This is a genomic window from Streptomyces sp. 8N114 (genome assembly GCF_052245835.1).
GTDB lineage: Bacteria > Actinomycetota > Actinomycetes > Streptomycetales > Streptomycetaceae > Streptomyces.
In genome coordinates, this window is sequence record NZ_JBQQBT010000016.1 from 53882 (window position 1) to 68100 (window position 14219).

General features: G+C 69.6%; 15 protein-coding genes, 1 tRNA gene and 1 pseudogene. 9 read left to right on the forward strand and 8 right to left on the reverse strand.

The window, feature by feature from the left end; genetic code table 11:
* Positions 1–34: 34 nt before the first annotated feature.
* Complete coding sequence (locus tag ACTWQF_RS26605; RefSeq protein WP_443282225.1) at positions 35–1159, reverse strand: ABC transporter ATP-binding protein; 1125 nt, start codon at positions 1157–1159, stop codon at positions 35–37.
* A gap of 167 nt (positions 1160–1326) precedes the next feature.
* On the opposite strand from ACTWQF_RS26605, the gene ACTWQF_RS26610 reads away from it, so the two are divergent.
* Together ACTWQF_RS26610 and ACTWQF_RS26615 are read left to right on the forward strand one after the other, a co-directional pair.
* Positions 1327–1400, forward strand: a tRNA-Thr gene (locus ACTWQF_RS26610).
* A gap of 484 nt (positions 1401–1884) precedes the next feature.
* The gene (locus ACTWQF_RS26615; RefSeq protein ID WP_443282226.1) at positions 1885–2301 is read left to right on the forward strand and encodes a hypothetical protein; all 417 of its coding nucleotides are present in this window, start codon (positions 1885–1887) and stop codon (positions 2299–2301) included.
* A 261-nt stretch (positions 2302–2562) separates the two neighbouring features.
* Here the strand turns inward: ACTWQF_RS26615 and ACTWQF_RS26620 are convergent, their stop codons facing one another.
* The gene (locus ACTWQF_RS26620) at positions 2563–2754 is read right to left on the reverse strand and encodes a hypothetical protein (protein WP_443282227.1); all 192 of its coding nucleotides are present in this window, start codon (positions 2752–2754) and stop codon (positions 2563–2565) included.
* A gap of 204 nt (positions 2755–2958) precedes the next feature.
* On the opposite strand from ACTWQF_RS26620, the gene ACTWQF_RS26625 reads away from it, so the two are divergent.
* Complete coding sequence (locus tag ACTWQF_RS26625) at positions 2959–3564, forward strand: hypothetical protein (RefSeq protein ID WP_443282228.1); 606 nt, start codon at positions 2959–2961, stop codon at positions 3562–3564.
* A 28-nt stretch (positions 3565–3592) separates the two neighbouring features.
* On the opposite strand, the gene ACTWQF_RS26630 is transcribed toward ACTWQF_RS26625, so the two are convergent.
* Complete coding sequence (locus ACTWQF_RS26630) at positions 3593–3955, reverse strand: hypothetical protein (RefSeq protein ID WP_443282229.1); 363 nt, start codon at positions 3953–3955, stop codon at positions 3593–3595.
* Between the two features lie 31 nt (positions 3956–3986).
* Between ACTWQF_RS26630 and ACTWQF_RS26635 the strand changes: the two genes are divergently transcribed.
* Together ACTWQF_RS26635 and ACTWQF_RS26640 are read left to right on the forward strand one after the other, a co-directional pair.
* A complete protein-coding gene (locus ACTWQF_RS26635) occupies positions 3987–5066 on the forward strand; it encodes a hypothetical protein (protein ID WP_443282230.1) in 1080 nt (359 codons plus the stop codon).
* A complete protein-coding gene (locus ACTWQF_RS26640) occupies positions 5063–5248 on the forward strand; it encodes a hypothetical protein (RefSeq protein ID WP_443282231.1) in 186 nt (61 codons plus the stop codon). The genes ACTWQF_RS26635 and ACTWQF_RS26640 overlap by 4 nt, the downstream gene beginning before the upstream one ends.
* A gap of 142 nt (positions 5249–5390) precedes the next feature.
* On the opposite strand, the gene mltG is transcribed toward ACTWQF_RS26640, so the two are convergent.
* Together mltG and ACTWQF_RS26650 are read right to left on the reverse strand one after the other, a co-directional pair.
* Positions 5391–6182 (reverse strand): endolytic transglycosylase MltG, encoded by a 792-nt coding sequence (gene mltG / locus ACTWQF_RS26645; RefSeq protein ID WP_443282232.1) that lies wholly within the window; start codon positions 6180–6182, stop codon positions 5391–5393.
* Between the two features lie 48 nt (positions 6183–6230).
* Positions 6231–7232 carry a zinc-binding dehydrogenase gene (locus ACTWQF_RS26650; protein WP_443282233.1) on the reverse strand — a complete coding sequence of 334 codons (1002 nt, stop codon included), beginning with the start codon at positions 7230–7232 and terminating at the stop codon, positions 6231–6233.
* Between the two features lie 166 nt (positions 7233–7398).
* Here ACTWQF_RS26650 and ACTWQF_RS26655 point away from each other — a divergent pair, with 166 nt between their 5' ends.
* Both ACTWQF_RS26655 and ACTWQF_RS26660 read left to right on the forward strand, forming a co-directional pair.
* A complete protein-coding gene (locus tag ACTWQF_RS26655; protein WP_443282234.1) occupies positions 7399–8061 on the forward strand; it encodes a pentapeptide repeat-containing protein in 663 nt (220 codons plus the stop codon).
* Positions 8062–8227: 166 nt separating this feature from the next.
* Positions 8228–9496: pseudogene (locus ACTWQF_RS26660) on the forward strand (glycoside hydrolase family 27 protein); the annotation flags it as partial.
* 64 nt (positions 9497–9560) lie between these two features.
* On the opposite strand, the gene ACTWQF_RS26665 reads toward ACTWQF_RS26660, so the two are convergent.
* Both ACTWQF_RS26665 and ACTWQF_RS26670 read right to left on the reverse strand, forming a co-directional pair.
* Positions 9561–10061 (reverse strand): hypothetical protein, encoded by a 501-nt coding sequence (locus ACTWQF_RS26665; protein WP_443282235.1) that lies wholly within the window; start codon positions 10059–10061, stop codon positions 9561–9563.
* A gap of 109 nt (positions 10062–10170) precedes the next feature.
* Positions 10171–10746 carry a TerD family protein gene (locus ACTWQF_RS26670; protein ID WP_443248145.1) on the reverse strand — a complete coding sequence of 192 codons (576 nt, stop codon included), beginning with the start codon at positions 10744–10746 and terminating at the stop codon, positions 10171–10173.
* A gap of 229 nt (positions 10747–10975) precedes the next feature.
* On the opposite strand from ACTWQF_RS26670, the gene arfB reads away from it, so the two are divergent.
* Positions 10976–11416: an alternative ribosome rescue aminoacyl-tRNA hydrolase ArfB gene (gene arfB / locus ACTWQF_RS26675; protein WP_443282236.1), complete on the forward strand. Its 441-nt coding sequence runs from the start codon at positions 10976–10978 to the stop codon at positions 11414–11416.
* 121 nt (positions 11417–11537) lie between these two features.
* Here the strand turns inward: arfB and ACTWQF_RS26680 are convergent, their stop codons facing one another.
* Complete coding sequence (locus ACTWQF_RS26680) at positions 11538–12011, reverse strand: flavin reductase family protein (protein ID WP_443282302.1); 474 nt, start codon at positions 12009–12011, stop codon at positions 11538–11540.
* A 429-nt stretch (positions 12012–12440) separates the two neighbouring features.
* Between ACTWQF_RS26680 and cdgB the strand changes: the two genes are divergently transcribed.
* Complete coding sequence (gene cdgB, locus ACTWQF_RS26685; protein WP_443282237.1) at positions 12441–14159, forward strand: diguanylate cyclase CdgB; 1719 nt, start codon at positions 12441–12443, stop codon at positions 14157–14159.
* The last annotated feature ends 60 nt before the right edge of the window (positions 14160–14219 follow it).

Consider the following 14219-nt stretch of genomic DNA (forward strand, 5'->3'; position numbering starts at 1 on the left):
CCCTTCACGCCCCACAGGCAGGGGTCGGGCGTCGTCAGTCGCTCAGCCGCTCGCCGGAGGAGGTGGAGAAGACGTGGGTCTCGCCACCCTGCGGCACCACGTGGATCGTGGTGCCCTTCTCCGGGACTGCGCGGCCCGGAACGCGGACCACCAGGTCACGCTTGTCGCCGCCGATCTCGGCGGTGCCGTAGACGTAGCCGTCGGCACCCAGCTCCTCGACGACGTTCACGGTGACGGGGACGCCGGCCTTCTCGTCCTTGGACAGGGCCTTGCCATTGCCGTCCCCGTTCACCAGGTCGAAGTGCTCGGGGCGGACGCCGACCGTGACGGTCTTGTCACCCTTGTCCGAGGCGGCAGTGAGGGCCTCGCGCTCGACCGGCACCACGCTGTTGCCGAACTTGACGCCGCCGTCGGTGATCGGGACCTCGACCAGGTTCATGGCCGGGGAGCCGATGAAGCCCGCGACGAAGAGGTTGTTGGGACGGTCGTACATGTTGCGCGGGCTGTCGACCTGCTGGAGCAGTCCGTCCTTGAGCACCGCCACGCGGTCGCCCATCGTCAGGGCCTCGACCTGGTCGTGGGTGACGTAGACGGTGGTGATGCCGAGGCGGCGCTGGAGGCTGGCGATCTCGGTACGGGTCTGGACGCGGAGCTTGGCGTCCAGGTTCGAGAGCGGCTCGTCCATCAGGAAGACCTGAGGCTCACGGACGATGGCCCGGCCCATCGCGACCCGCTGCCGCTGACCACCGGAGAGCGCCTTGGGCTTGCGGTCCAGGTACTTGGTCAGGTCGAGGATCTTGGCCGCGTCCTCGACCTTCTTGCGGATCTCGGCCTTCGGCACACCCGCGATCTTGAGCGCGAAGCCCATGTTGTCGGCCACGGTCATGTGCGGGTACAGCGCGTAGTTCTGGAAGACCATCGCGATGTCCCGGTCCTTCGGCGGAAGGTGGGTGACGTCGCGGTCACCGATGCGTATGTTGCCCTCGTTCACGTCCTCCAGCCCCGCGAGCATCCGCAGCGAGGTGGACTTACCGCAACCGGAGGGACCGACGAGAACGAGGAACTCCCCGTCCGCGATCTCGATGTCGAGCTTGTCTACGGCGGGGGTCTCGGCGCCGGGGTACACCCGGGTCGCCTGGTCGTAGGTGACCGTGGCCATGTTCTCTTCTCCTTCACCGGCAGGTACGTGCCGGACGATCCGTCGTAAAGGGAGGTGTAGTCCACCGCGTGGACCTGGCGAGACGCTAGCCCCTCCCCGCGCTTTTGTCAGTAGCCCCAGACATCACGATCCCGCTCCCAGGTACACTGCTCGAGCGACGACACCCCGCCGCCTTAGCTCAGCTGGTTAGAGCATCTGTCTTGTAAACAGAAGGTCGTCGGTTCGAATCCGACAGGCGGCTCCGCAGGTCAGAGGCCCCGTACCGGGATTGGTACGGGGCCTCTTCAGTGCCGTACAGCAGCGAAGTACGGCAACCGGGGTGATCGCTATGGGCCGGTAACTACTTGGCAGCTCGCTTCGCTCGCGCAGGGCGCAGGGCTGCGCCATTGCTGCTGGGGACGACGAACCCGCATTCAGTCATCTGGCGAAAACGGTGGTCGGGGGCTCGTGGTGTCTGGACGTCCGGGGTGGTGTCAGCCCCACTCGGTGTAGGTGGTGTCAACGCCCGATGCCTCGGGACCTGACCGGTGTGTGGTGCGTCGTGCTCTGCAAGAGCATCGGAGGCGCCAGAAGCAGACCGGCGACCGAGCTACCGGATGGAGACTGTGGTGACGCCTTTCACCGACCCGATGACGAGCTCTCAGTTCGGCTCCCACGCTGGCTCGCGGTCCGCCGCTGCGCCCCCAGGACCAGTTCATTGGGCATTCGTGTGGTGGGTGACGGCTGTGGCCGCCGGAGCCTTCGAGACGGTGCTGACCGTCGGGCGGATGGTTGCCGACGGCTCAGGATCAGTCCCTGGGATCGCCGTCGGTCTCCTGCTGCGGCTCGCCGTCTTCACCGCTGCGCTGCTTGTCGCTGCCCGCATGCGCCGTGGACGTGCCTGGGCCCGCGTCACTTTGGCGCTCGGGCTCGGCGTGGTGGGGACGGCGTCGATGGTGGTCGAGCCCCTTCGTGCCCTTGCCGGAGATGAGACCCTGCGGACGGCGCTGGCGGAAGCCAGCGCGCTGGACCTGGTGTTCGGTGCCAGCCGTACGCTGCACGTGACCGCCGTGCTGACTGCGGTGGTGCTGATGTTCCTTCCGGCCGCCAACGCCTACTTCAGTGCCGCGCGGATGGCCGGGGCGGCCGAGCCGAGCTCGTAAACAGAAGGTCGTCGGTTCGAATCCGACAGGCGGCTCCGCAGGTCACAGGCGCCGTCCCGGTAATCCGGAGCGGGCCTCTGCGGTGGGGGCAGCAGTGACGTACGGCAACCGGGGTGATCGCTGCGAGCTCGGGTGTCTCACGGTGGTGACCCAGGAGAGAGTGCCCGTCGCGTGAAGCGGGCCGCTGTCGGACGCGCCGAAGGTCGCCCGTCGGCCTCGAACACGGTGAGCCACCGGTGGCGGGCCAGTACGCGACGATGCTCAGAGACGCCGCCAGTGAGTCTGCTGGTGGATGGCCCGGGCCTTTTCTTCGGCGGCGAGGCCACGTTCCCGCTCCTCCGGCGTCAGGGTCCCGCCGGAACCACCGACGCCACGACGATGGGCAACGTAGACCACCGCACCTACGAGAGCCAGGCATATGACTATTACGAGCACGACCATGTCCGTCTCCATCTCCCGACTCCCAACTCTGTTGCCAGAGTAGCCCGTTGGGTAGCGGTGTCCCATTCCGGATCGGTACGGGGCCTGTGTGGTGCCGAGCAGTGGTGCCGAACAGCAACCGGCCGTTGCCTTGGCCTGGCCTGGGGCGGTGCCGGGTCGGCGGAGGGGACGTTAGGCTCGCCGTTTTCGTGCTGATGGTGAGCAAGAGGGGGCCCCTTGTTCGATGACAGGTTGGAAAGCTTTTCCCGTGAACGGCTGGGTGGACGCCCGGTACCGAAAGATTTGCGGGTGCTGCTGATTGCGCAGTGGGAGGGACGCCAGGCGTTCTACGAGCAATTCGGCATCACATTTCTGGAGCCGGGAGAGATCGACCCTCTGCTGGAACAGAGTTCCCGTGATGAGCGGGCCCCCGCCGCACCCACCACCGTGGGCGGCGTAGCCGACAGTCAGATGGCCCAGTACCTCAAGGTCGTCGCCAAGCATGAGGACGGGGACTGCTACGGATACTGGGTGCACCCGGACGAGCCGACAGACCGGCCGGCGCGGATCGTCCACCGCGACACCGAGGGAAGTTTCACGCTCATGGGAGGGAATAGCTTCGCCGGGGCGATCGTGGACGACTATTTCAGCGTCCCGGAGGAGGAGTTCGCGGAAGCGGCCAAACATTTCAGTGCTGAGGTGGTCGAATTGCTCACCGAGTTGGGCATTCCGGTTCCCGCCCGTTCCACCGCTGACCTGGATTGGCCCGAGACGCTCCTCGACCCGGACGACGTTTACGCCGTGCTCTTCGACGCCGAATGCGAAAGGCGGGGATTGAAATAACGCCGGGGCCGTCGCTGAACGGGCGCCGTCAGGGCACGAGGAGGAGACCGAGGAGGAGGGAGGCGGTGTTGGCGGTGAGGGAGAGGGCGTAGGGGAGGGGGCCGCGTAGGCCCAGGCCGTAGCGGAGCAGGAGCGCCTCTGCCAGCCACACCGCGGCCTCGCTCAGCAGAAGAACCACCGGGTACGCTGCCGAGGTCGTACCCGTCGCAGGTGCCCCGCTCGGGAAGCCGCTGGTCAGGAACCACCAGAGCGGCGGATGCGTCAGGCAGTTGACGAGCAGGGCTGCGGTGAGAGCCCGGCCGGCGCTTACGCGTCCGAGTGCCGGCAGCGCCACCGAGTAGACCGGTACCTCGACGAGCAGGGTGAGGCCGAGGGCCAGGGCGTAGGGCACGACCGGGATCGTGTCATGGGGGAGGGGTGACATGGCCACGGGGGTGACGGGCGTACACCTCGCCGGTGCGGCGCAGGACGCGGCCGGGGGCGGTGGCCCGCCAGGGACCGTGCCGCGGAGGACCGTGCTGGGGCCGGTGGCGATGGTCGGGTTTCCGCTGGCGGTGGTGGGTGCGCTGGCCCTGGCGTTGCGGCTGCCCGTGGGGACGACGGTGTTCGGGCTGGCGCTCTTCGGCATTCTGCACAACGTCACGGAGCTGCGTTATGTGCTGGGCCGCTTCGACGCCATACTGGCCGGTCGGTTTCTACGCCTGCTGCTTCTCCTGATCTCCGGGATCGTGCTGTGCCGCCTGCTGCCGGCCGGCGAACTGCCGCGGGTGGCGGAAATCCTGCTGGCCTACGGGCTGCTGGGCGCCGCCTGTGTGCACGGGCTGCGCGGGCGGCCCGGGTTGTGCGTGGCGGCCGGCGGGGTGCTGGTGTGCGCGGCTGCCTGTTCGCTGGCCTATCCCGACTACCACTTCGTGGTCCTCGCTCACCTGCACAACGTGGTGCCGCTGCTGTTCCTGTGGGAGTGGTCACGTGGGCTGGAACGGGGGAGGCGGCTGTTCCGCGCGGTGCAGTGCGGGTGGGTGCTGGTGGTGCCCGGGTTGCTGCTGGCGGGCGCGTTCGACGGCTGGTCGGCACCGGGAACGGCGTGGGCGGACCGGCTGTCCGCGGCGTACACGCCACCGGCCTGGCTGGACTCGGCGGTGGCGTTGCGGTTCCTGGCGCTGTTCGCCTTTCTCCAGACGATGCACTACGTGGTGTGGGTCTGGTTCCTTCCGCGGTACGCGCCGGAGACGACCGCCTCCTTCGAGCGGCGGGTACCGCTGCTGCAAGGGTGGCGAGTGTGGGCGCTGGGGCTCGCTGGCGGCGCGGCGCTGGCGGCGCTGTTCGCCAGCGACTACGCCTCGGGGAAGCAGCTGTACGCGGCGGTCGCCACGTATCACGCGTACCTGGAGTTCCCCGTGCTGTTGATGCTTGTGCTGGGGCTCGGCGCGGGGTCTCGCCCACTCGTACGACCTGACGATGCGCCCCTGAGGGGCCGAGCAACCATGGAGACAACACGATGAATCTCGCTGATATCGCCCCCGACGAGCCGACCGTGCCCGGCGGGGACGGCGGAGACGGCGGCGCCATGGGCGTCGTCATCGTGGTGGTGGGCGTACTGCTGGTGGCCGGGGTGATCTGGCTGGCCCTGATGGCGGCCCGCAATCGGCGCCGAGACGGCCAGGGTCCGACGGGCCTGTCGTGAACGAGCGTGCCCCGTAAGGGGCGCGGGGCTGTATTGATGTGCGGCTCCGCCGCGTGGGCGCGACCAGCCACAACGGAAACCCGCAGCCTGCGCGCATAGGGAAGGGGCACCCCCTCACCGGAACAAGGGCGCAGGCTGCGGCTCAGGCGCCGTTGGCCTGTTCCGAGTTGAACTCCTCCACCCACTTCTTGTGCTGCTCGTAGTCGTCCGTGAAGCGGGTGTCGCCCGGTTTGACCGTGACGAAGTAGAGCCAGTCACCGGAGGCGGGGTGCTGGGCGGCTTCGAGCGCTTCGGAGCCCGGGTTGTCGATGGGGGACGGTGGCAGGCCCTTGTGACGGTAGGTGTTGTAGGGGGAGTTGACGCGGGTGTCTGCGTGGCTGGTGTTGAGGGTGGAGCGGTCGAGGGCGTAGTTGATGGTCGAGTCCATTTGGAGCGGCATATCGCGCTTGAGGCGGTTCTGTATGACGCGGGAGACCTTGGCCATGTCCTCGGGGTTGTCCGCCTCGGCCTGGATGACGCTGGCGATGGTGAGGGTGGTGTAGTCGGGCGCGCCTGCCGCGGCGTGCCGCTCATGGGCCCTCTTGGTCATGGCCTTGACCAGTGCGGTCGGGGTCGTCTCGGGCCGTACGACATACGTGGAGGGGTGGAGATACCCCTCCGGGTTGCCCTTCGCCGCCGCGGGCAGCCTGAGCTTGCCTTGGCGGGCGGCGCGCTTCGCCGCTTTCTCCGTCGTCCCTTCGGGTACGGAGAGCGCCTTGTCGGCCTCCTCGTATACCTGGGAGGCACGCCAGCCTTCCTGCACGGAGAGGGACGTGGACTGCCACTCCCGCTGGTACTGCCGGATCAGCACCACGGCTGCCGTCACCACGGCCAAGGCGCACAGCAGGGTCACCCCGACGAGCCAGCGCTTCCGGTTCCCGGTCCTGGTGGTCATGGGAGGAACGCTAGGCCAGCGCACCGGTTCTCCGCGCCCGAACGGCGGTTATGGGACCAGCACCACCTTCCCCGAGGTGGCCCGCGTCTCCAGTGCACGGTGGGCGTCCGCCGCCTGCGCGAGCGGAAACGCGTCCACGAGCGGCGTCAGCACCCCCTTGGCGGCCAACGCCAGCGACTCGTCCTCCAGTTCCCGCTTGTGCTCCATCATGAAGGCGCCTTCCAGGGGACGGACGGTGATGCCCCGGGACGCGAGTTCCTCGGGGGTGAGGGCTTCCACGGGCGGCGGCTGCTGGCCGTCGCCCGCCGACAGCGTCGACGAGCCGCCGTACGCGTAGTGCGTGCCGCCGGGCGCCACCAGGTCCAGCGCCGTACGGGCGAGCGTGCCGCCGGGGCCGTCGAACAGATGGCGTACGGGGCGTTCGCCGTACGCCGCGCGGATGCTGTCGGCCCAGTCGGGAAGCGTGTAGTCGACGGCGAGATCGGCGCCCAGCTCGCGGACGGTCGCCGTCTTGGCCGGGCCGCCCGCCGCACCGATGACGCGGGCGCCGCGGTCCTTGGCGTACTGCGTCAACAGTGCGCCCATGCCGCCGGCGGCGCTCAGTACCAGAACGGTGTCCTCGGGATCGATCTCGGCTCCGCGCAGTACGCCCATGACGGTGCGCCCGGTGCCGACCATGGCGACGGCCTGCGGTGCGGAGAGCGGGTCGGGTACGGGCTGGAGGGCGTCGGCGTCGGCGACGGCCAGCTCCGCGTAACCGCCGGGCGCCGCGCCCAGATGCACGGTGACGCGGCGGCCGAGCCAGTGTGCGGGCGTGCCCTCACCCAGCGCCTCGACGGTCCCGGCGACCTCACGCCCGGGGATGGTGGGCAGCTCGGGGAGGGGCAGCGGGCCGCTTCTGACACCCGCGCGCAGAGTGGTGTCGATCAGGTGCACGCCGGCCGCCTGGACGGCGATCCGCACCTGGCCGGGGCCTGGGAGGGGGTCGGGCACCTCCTCGTACGTCAGATTCTCGGCGGGCCCGAAGGCGTGCAGGCGTACGGCATGCATGGGCGTTCGCTCCTTTGCGGAGGGGCGGTGGACGGGTCGGTCCGGAGCAACCGGCTCGCCCAAGACTCCGACTTGAAGTGTGGTTCAAGTCAACTGGCCACCGGCTGAGCGGCTCGATGGCTCGATCCCGTGCGCCGTTGTCAGTGGCCGAGGGCAGCATGAGGGCATGGCGACATCGGCAGTACGTGAAGCACGGCGCCCAAAGGTCTCCCTGCCCGAGCTGCGGCCCTTCGACGGCCGGGGCCTGGAGCCGGACGGGGACTACGACGGAGTCCGGTTCGAGGGGCTCGATCTGAGCGGGGCCGACGGGGGCGGGGCCACGTTTCTGGATGTGGGGATGTACCGGTGTGCGCTCGACGAAGCCCGCCTCGACCGGCTGAGAGTGATCGACTCGGTGCTGGAGGGGGTCTGGGGCGTCGGCGCCCAGCTGGCGAGGGCTGAGCTGCGCGATGTGGAGCTGCGGGACGCGCGTCTGGGCGGCATCCAGTTGCACGGAGCGCGGCTGAACCGGGTCCTGGTGCGGGGCGGGAAGATCGATTACCTGAACCTGCGTCAGGCACGGCTGACCGATGTGACGTTCGAGGGCTGTGTGCTGAATGAGCCGGATTTCGGCGGCGCTTCGCTCGAGCGGGTGGCGTTCCGTGACTGCGTACTGCGTCGTGCTGAGTTCAACCAGGTACGGCTCACGGATGTGGACCTGCGCGGGGTGACGGAGCTGGACCTCATCACGGGGGTGGACCGGCTGGCGGGCGCCGTCATCAGTCCGGGGCAACTGCTGGAGCTGGCCCCGGCGTTCGCGGCGCAGATCGGGGTGCGGGTGGAGCCCTGAGAGAGGGGAAGGCGAGGAACCGCACGGAAACAAACATTTGACCAGAGGGTTCCAACAAGGCCGAACACAGTTCTACGGTGTGGCCGTCAACAGGGCTGCCCTGGCGCCCGGTTCATGGGTGAGCGGGGGACGGGGAACAGTCTGCCGAGCCTTGAGGAGGACGGGAATGCGCCCCACCGTATTGCACCGTGCCACCCACCCGAGACCGACCAGCGCCCTCGTCGCCGTGCTGCTGTGCGGCGCGGGACTGGCCGCGCCTGCTGCCGCGGCCGGACCTGCTGCCGCCGCCAGCGGTCCTGCCGGCGCCGACGCACGGATCCCGGCATCGGCGGCACCTCCCGGTGACGATCTCGCCAAGACGCCGCCCATGGGGTTCAACAACTGGAACGCCACGCACTGCGGGCCCGAGTTCGACGAGGAGATGGTCAAGAAGACCGCCGACATCTTCGTCGAGAAGGGCCTCAAGGAGGCGGGCTACGAGTACGTCAACCTCGACGACTGCTGGGCGGAGCCGGAACGCGACGCCGACGGCAAGCTCGTCCCCCACAAGGAGCGGTTCCCCGGCGGCATCAAGGCCCTCGCCGACTACGTACATGCGAAGGGGCTCAAGCTGGGCATCTACACCAGTGCCGGCACCCGCACCTGCAACACCGAGCCGGGGATGCCGGGCGCGCTCGGCCACGAGGAGAGCGACGCACGGCAGTTCGCGGACTGGGGCGTGGACTACCTCAAGTACGACAACTGCAACAACGAGGGCGTCCCGGCCCAGGAGCGGTACCAGGCGATGCGCGACGCGCTGGACAAGACCGGCCGCGACATCGTTTACAGCATTTGCGAGTGGGGCGAGAACAAGCCGTGGGAGTGGGCCGGCGCGATGGGCCATCTGTGGCGCACCACAGGCGACATCTCCGACAACTGGGACAGTATGCTGGGCATCATGAAGCAGAACCTGCCGCTGGCCCCGTACGCCGGTCCCGGGCGGTGGAACGACCCCGACATGCTGGAGGTCGGCAACGGCGGTATGAGCGAGACCGAGTACCGCACCCACTTCTCCATGTGGTCGGTGATGGCCGCCCCGCTGCTCATCGGCTCCGACCTGCGCAAGGCCGACGGCAAGACGCTGGAGATCCTCGGCAACAAGGAGGTCATCGCCGTCGACCAGGATGCGCTCGGCAAGCAAGGGGAGGTCGTCTCGCAGCAGGACGGGCGCTGGGTCGTGGCCAAGGAGATGTCCGACGGCAGCCGGGCCGTCGCGCTCTTCAACGAGACCGACAGGCAGCAGACGATCTCCACCGAAGCCACCGACACCGGCTTGCCGCAGGCCGGTTCGTACGACGTACGCGACCTGTGGAAGCACGAGGACAGCACCTCGACAGGGCAGCTGTCGGCAACCGTTCCCGCGCACGGGACCGTGCTGCTGCGGGTGTCCGCGGACGGCTGACGCGGAGCGGTGCCGGGAGCCGGCGCGAGCCGCGCGCCCTCCCCGCACCGTCGCGCGGTCACTGCATCCGCGGGAAGCGGGCCGTCAGGGTCCACAGGGCCGGGTTGCCGTCCAGGCCCTCGTGCATGTCGGTGAGGTCCGCGACGAGATCGTGCAGGAAGTCGCGGGCCTCCCGGCGCAGCTCGCTGTGGGAGAAGGAGAGCGGGCCTTCGTCGTCCGCCGACCAGTCCGCGGTGATCTCCACCCAGCCGAAACGGCGGGTGAAGCGGAGCAGTTCGGCGGACTCGGTGAAATCCAGGGTGGCCCGGTGCGGGCCGGGAGAACGACTACCGCGGTTGTCGCGGTCCAGCTCTTCGACGATGTCGCACAGCGCCCATGCGAAGTCGAGCACCGGCACCCATCCCCAGCCTGTGGACAGCTCGCGGTCGGCGGCGGTGTCGGCGAGATAGATGTCCCCGCAGAAGAGATCGTGCCGCAGCGTGTGTACGTCAGCGCTGCGGTAGTCCGTCTGGGGCGGATCGGGGAAGCGGCGGGAGAGGGCGTAGCCGATGTCGAGCACGGCGCGATCGTGTCACGGCCACCCAGCCGTCCGCCGGGGCGGTGGGCACCGGAGTGGCGCGGGTGGCGCTCCCTCGGCGGAGAGCGCCACCCGCGTCGCGTGGGCCGCTTCAGACGTTGACGCCGAAGTCCTGGGCGATGCCCACCAGGCCGGAGGCGTACCCCTGGCCGACGGCGCGGAACTTCCACTCCGCGCCGTTGCGGTACAGCTCGCCGAAGACCATGGCGGTCTCGGTGGCGGCGTCCTCGCTCAGGTCGTAGCGGGCGATCTCGGTGCCGCCGGCCTGGTTGATGATGCGGATGAAGGCATTCCGCACCTGGCCGAAGTTCTGGCTGCGGCTCTCCGCGTCGTAGATCGAGACCGGGAAGACGATCTTGTCGATCTCGCCGGGCAGCGCGGCCAGGTTGACGTTGATCTGCTCGTCGTCGCCCTCGCCCTCACCGGTGACGTTGTCACCGGTGTGCACGATGGACTGGTCCGGCGTCGCCTTGTTGTTGAAGAAGATGAAGTGCTGGTCGGAGTAGACCTTGCCCTCTGCCGTCACCGCGATGGCGCTCGCGTCGAGGTCGAAGTCCGTGCCGGTGGTGGTACGCACGTCCCAGCCGAGGCCGACCGTGACGGCGGTCAGGCCCGGTGCCTCCTTGGTGAGCGAGACGTTGCCGCCTTTGGACAGGCTTACAGCCATGGGGTGCCCTTCTGTCGTGTCTGGCTCTGATGGTGATCCCTGAGGAAATCACCGGCGTCGGATCGCAACCACACCGGGGTCTGCGGCCGCACGCCTCACACCCTCCACAACGCTACCGAGGGACGGACGGGTTCCAGCTTTCCGGTCGGACTTTGCATTCTTTACCGTCGCGGCGCTTTTCCGTAGCCGTACGGAAAAGCGGATGACGGCCGCGCCGGGAGGCCGGACCATGGAACCCATGTCCGGTCCCTACTACATCCGAGGCGCGGTCGCCCTGCCCGAGGCCGAGCTGACGTGGCGCTTCACGCGTTCGTCGGGGCCGGGCGGCCAGCATGTGAACACCAGCGACAGCCAGGCCGAGCTGCGCTTCGACCTGGCGCGCACCCAGGCGCTGCCCGAGGTGTGGAAGCGCCGCGCGCTGGAGCGGCTGGCGAACCGCCTGGTGGACGGCGCCGTGCTGGTCGTACGGGCGAGTGAGCACCGTTCGCAGTGGCGTAATCGGGAGACGGCGGCGGTGCGGATGGCCTCCCTGCTCGCGGAGGCGACGGCGCCCCCGCCGCCCCCGCGGCGCAAGAAGAAGATGCCCCGCGGGATCAACGAGCGCAGGCTCCGCCAGAAGAAGCAGCGCAGCGAGGTGAAACGGGGCCGCACGGGGCGCGGCTGGGACTGACACATGGGGGCTGCGCCCCGTCAGGGGCGCGGGGAACTGCGCGATCAACCACAACGGACCCGCAGCTCGCAACCGTCGGGTATGGGCACCCGCTCCCCGGAACCGGCGAAGCCCCGCAGGGTCAGCGCAGCGACCGGTAGCGCCCGCTGTAATACAGCAGCGGCCCGCCCTCGCCGTGGGTGAGCCGCGTGGCCAGGACGCGCCCGATGACCAGGGTGTGGTCGCCCGCCGTCACCCGCTGTTCCGTACGGCACTCGACGGCTGCCAGCGCGCCGTCCACCAGGGGTGCGCCGCTGGCGGTACCGCGGGTGTGGGGGAGCTCCTGGAAGAGGAGCCGGTCGCTGAGCCGCGCCTTCATAGCGAAGCGACCGGCGGTCTGGTGCTGGGCGTCCGTGAGCAGGGAGACGGCCCAGTGGTCCTGGCGGGAGAGCAGCTCGTCCATCCGCGACTCCTCGCGCACGCTGATCAGGACCAGCGGCGGGTCCAGCGAGACGGACATGAACGCGGTGGCCGTCATGCCGACGTCCTCGCCGCGTGCTCCCTCCTCGGGGTCGTGCGCGGTGACAAGCACCACGCCGGCCGCCAGCCGCGCCATCGCCGCGCGGAACTCCTCGTCGCTCACCCCATCAGCATGGGGCATCGGGTGGGCCTGGGGCACGGGGGTCGTTTGCTGCTGCACTGCGTGGGACACGCTGGCTACGCTAGCCGCCACCTTTTCGGCCCCGCATCGGGCTCCGGGACCAGGCAGGGACTAGGACCATCGGCACTCTCCCCGGGTATGACGAGACACCACGGGCATGTGCGGCGGCTGCCCAGGGCACACGTTGCGCAATCAACTAGTCGCGGACTGTTGTGACTTGAGTCACAGAGGGCATTAATTGTTGACCCTGTGTACCGGGTGAACAGCTCGCTGTGATTCAGTGGCCATGGCAGCCGAGAACGCAGCCGAGACGCTGAGGCAGTGAGGCCCCGAAGCGACGCCACGAGCATCTGGAGTTGACGAGCAAGGCTCAGGGGGAGGGCTATGGAAACCGAGTCGGAGCCCTACGTCCGCCTCGCCAGTCTGCGCCAGCTGCACCGCGTCGTGGCGCAGCTCAACACGGCCCGCAGCCTCGCCGACACCCTGCAGACGGTCGCCGACGGGGTGGTCGAGGGCCTCGGCTTCGAGATAGCCGCGGTCAACCTGGTGCGCGCCGACGGAGACCTCGTCGTGGCCGCCGTCGCGGGCAGTGCCGCCGCCGAGTCGGTGATGGCGGGCCGAGTCGGTTCCCGCGCCTCCTGGGAACGCCGGCTGACGATGGGCGAGCAGTGGGGAGTGCTCTGCTTCATCCCCTACACCGAGGGCTGGGTGCTGGACAACGACGAGGTGCCCGAGTGGCACGCGCCCTCCGCGGTGCGGGACACGCCTGACGCCTGGCACCCCATGGACCGTCTCTTCGCACCGCTGTACGCCCCCGACGGCGAGCTGCTGGGCGTGCTCTCGGTCGACCGGCCCCGCAACGGCCGCCGCCCCGGCGCATGGGGCTGCGAGGCGTTGCAGATGTACGCGTCGCAGGCCGCCATCGCCATCAGCAACGCGCGGCTCCGCTCGAACATGCAGCGGGCCTTGGTGCGGCTGGAGCGCGAACAGCAGGCGCTGCGGGCCAGTGAGGAAAGCTTTCGACAGGCGTTCGAGTACGCGCCGAGCGGGATGGCCGTCGCCGAGATGGGCGGTGACCAGCAGGGGCGGCTGCTGCGGATCAACGACGCGCTGTGCCGGCTGCTGGGCCGCCCCGCCGCCGCGATGCGCCGCTACTCCTTCTCCGACCTGGTCCACCCGGAGGACATCCGTACGCTGCTGCGCACCTCGGCCGAGGGCGGCCGGGCCGAGCTGCGGCTGCAGCGGCGCGACGGCAGCTATGTGTGGGTCTCGCTGCGCAACTCCGTGGTCGCCGACACCGCCGACGGGCCGCGCTATCTGCTCACCCACGTCGAGGACATCGAGGAGCGCAAGCGGCACGAGCTCCAGCTCGCGCACCGCGCCAGCCACGACTCGCTGACCGGGCTGCCGAACAGCGCCGAGCTGCGGGCCCGGCTGGCCGGCAGGCTGTGCTCCATGCCGGGCCGGCCGGTGGCCCCGGCGGACGCCGCATCCGGCGCCGACCCAGCCGCCGGGCACCCGGGCGGCGGGCCCGGATACGGGTACGGACCCGGGGACGGCTTCTGGGACCTGGAAGGGCTGGGCGGGATATCCGGCGCGGGCCCCGGAACGGAGCCGGGAGCGGGCACTGCCGCGGGCCCCGGGGGCGGGAGCCCGGACCCGCACCATGTGCACGCGGTGCCGCCGAAGGGCGACGGGCCCGGTGAGAAGGGGCTCGCCGTCCTCTTCTGCGATCTGGACGGTTTCAAGTCCATCAACGACCGCTACGGCCACCACTGCGGCGACGCGGTGCTCATCGCGGTGGCCCGCCGCCTCGAGGCCGGGGTGCGGGACGACGACACGGTCGCCCGGCTGGGCGGCGACGAGTTCGTGGTGCTGGCCGATGGGCTGGGCCCGGCGGAGGCCCAGGACCTGGCCGTACGGCTGCGGAACGCGATCATCCCCCCGATCCAGGTTGACGGGCGTGCGGTGCGGGTAGGCGCCAGCTTCGGCATCGGCTGGGCGGGCTGCGGAATGACGGCCGAAGAGGTCCTGCAATCCGCTGACCAGCGCATGTATGTGGAGAAGCGGTCCCGGTCCAAGGGGCAGCGCCGGGCGGGCTAGCACAGTCCGGGTCCTTCGGCCAGCAACCGTGCCAAGCCGTTCACCCAGGAGAGGTAGGCT

Excerpts from the sequence above, each read along its gene's own strand:
- mltG (WP_443282232.1), bottom strand. The coding sequence starts at position 6,182 with ATGACCACCAGGACCGGGAACCGGAAGCGCTGGCTCGTCGGGGTGACC.
- arfB (WP_443282236.1), top strand. The coding sequence starts at position 10,976 with ATGGAACCCATGTCCGGTCCCTACTACATCCGAGGCGCGGTCGCCCTG.
- ACTWQF_RS26680 (WP_443282302.1), bottom strand. The coding sequence starts at position 12,011 with ATGGCGCGGCTGGCGGCCGGCGTGGTGCTTGTCACCGCGCACGACCCC.
- ACTWQF_RS26640 (WP_443282231.1), top strand. The coding sequence starts at position 5,063 with ATGAATCTCGCTGATATCGCCCCCGACGAGCCGACCGTGCCCGGCGGG.
- ACTWQF_RS26655 (WP_443282234.1), top strand. The coding sequence starts at position 7,399 with ATGGCGACATCGGCAGTACGTGAAGCACGGCGCCCAAAGGTCTCCCTG.
- ACTWQF_RS26605 (WP_443282225.1), bottom strand. The coding sequence starts at position 1,159 with ATGGCCACGGTCACCTACGACCAGGCGACCCGGGTGTACCCCGGCGCC.
- cdgB (WP_443282237.1), top strand. The coding sequence starts at position 12,441 with ATGGAAACCGAGTCGGAGCCCTACGTCCGCCTCGCCAGTCTGCGCCAG.
- ACTWQF_RS26650 (WP_443282233.1), bottom strand. The coding sequence starts at position 7,232 with ATGCATGCCGTACGCCTGCACGCCTTCGGGCCCGCCGAGAATCTGACG.
- ACTWQF_RS26635 (WP_443282230.1), top strand. The coding sequence starts at position 3,987 with ATGGCCACGGGGGTGACGGGCGTACACCTCGCCGGTGCGGCGCAGGAC.
- ACTWQF_RS26670 (WP_443248145.1), bottom strand. The coding sequence starts at position 10,746 with ATGGCTGTAAGCCTGTCCAAAGGCGGCAACGTCTCGCTCACCAAGGAG.
- ACTWQF_RS26620 (WP_443282227.1), bottom strand. The coding sequence starts at position 2,754 with ATGGAGACGGACATGGTCGTGCTCGTAATAGTCATATGCCTGGCTCTC.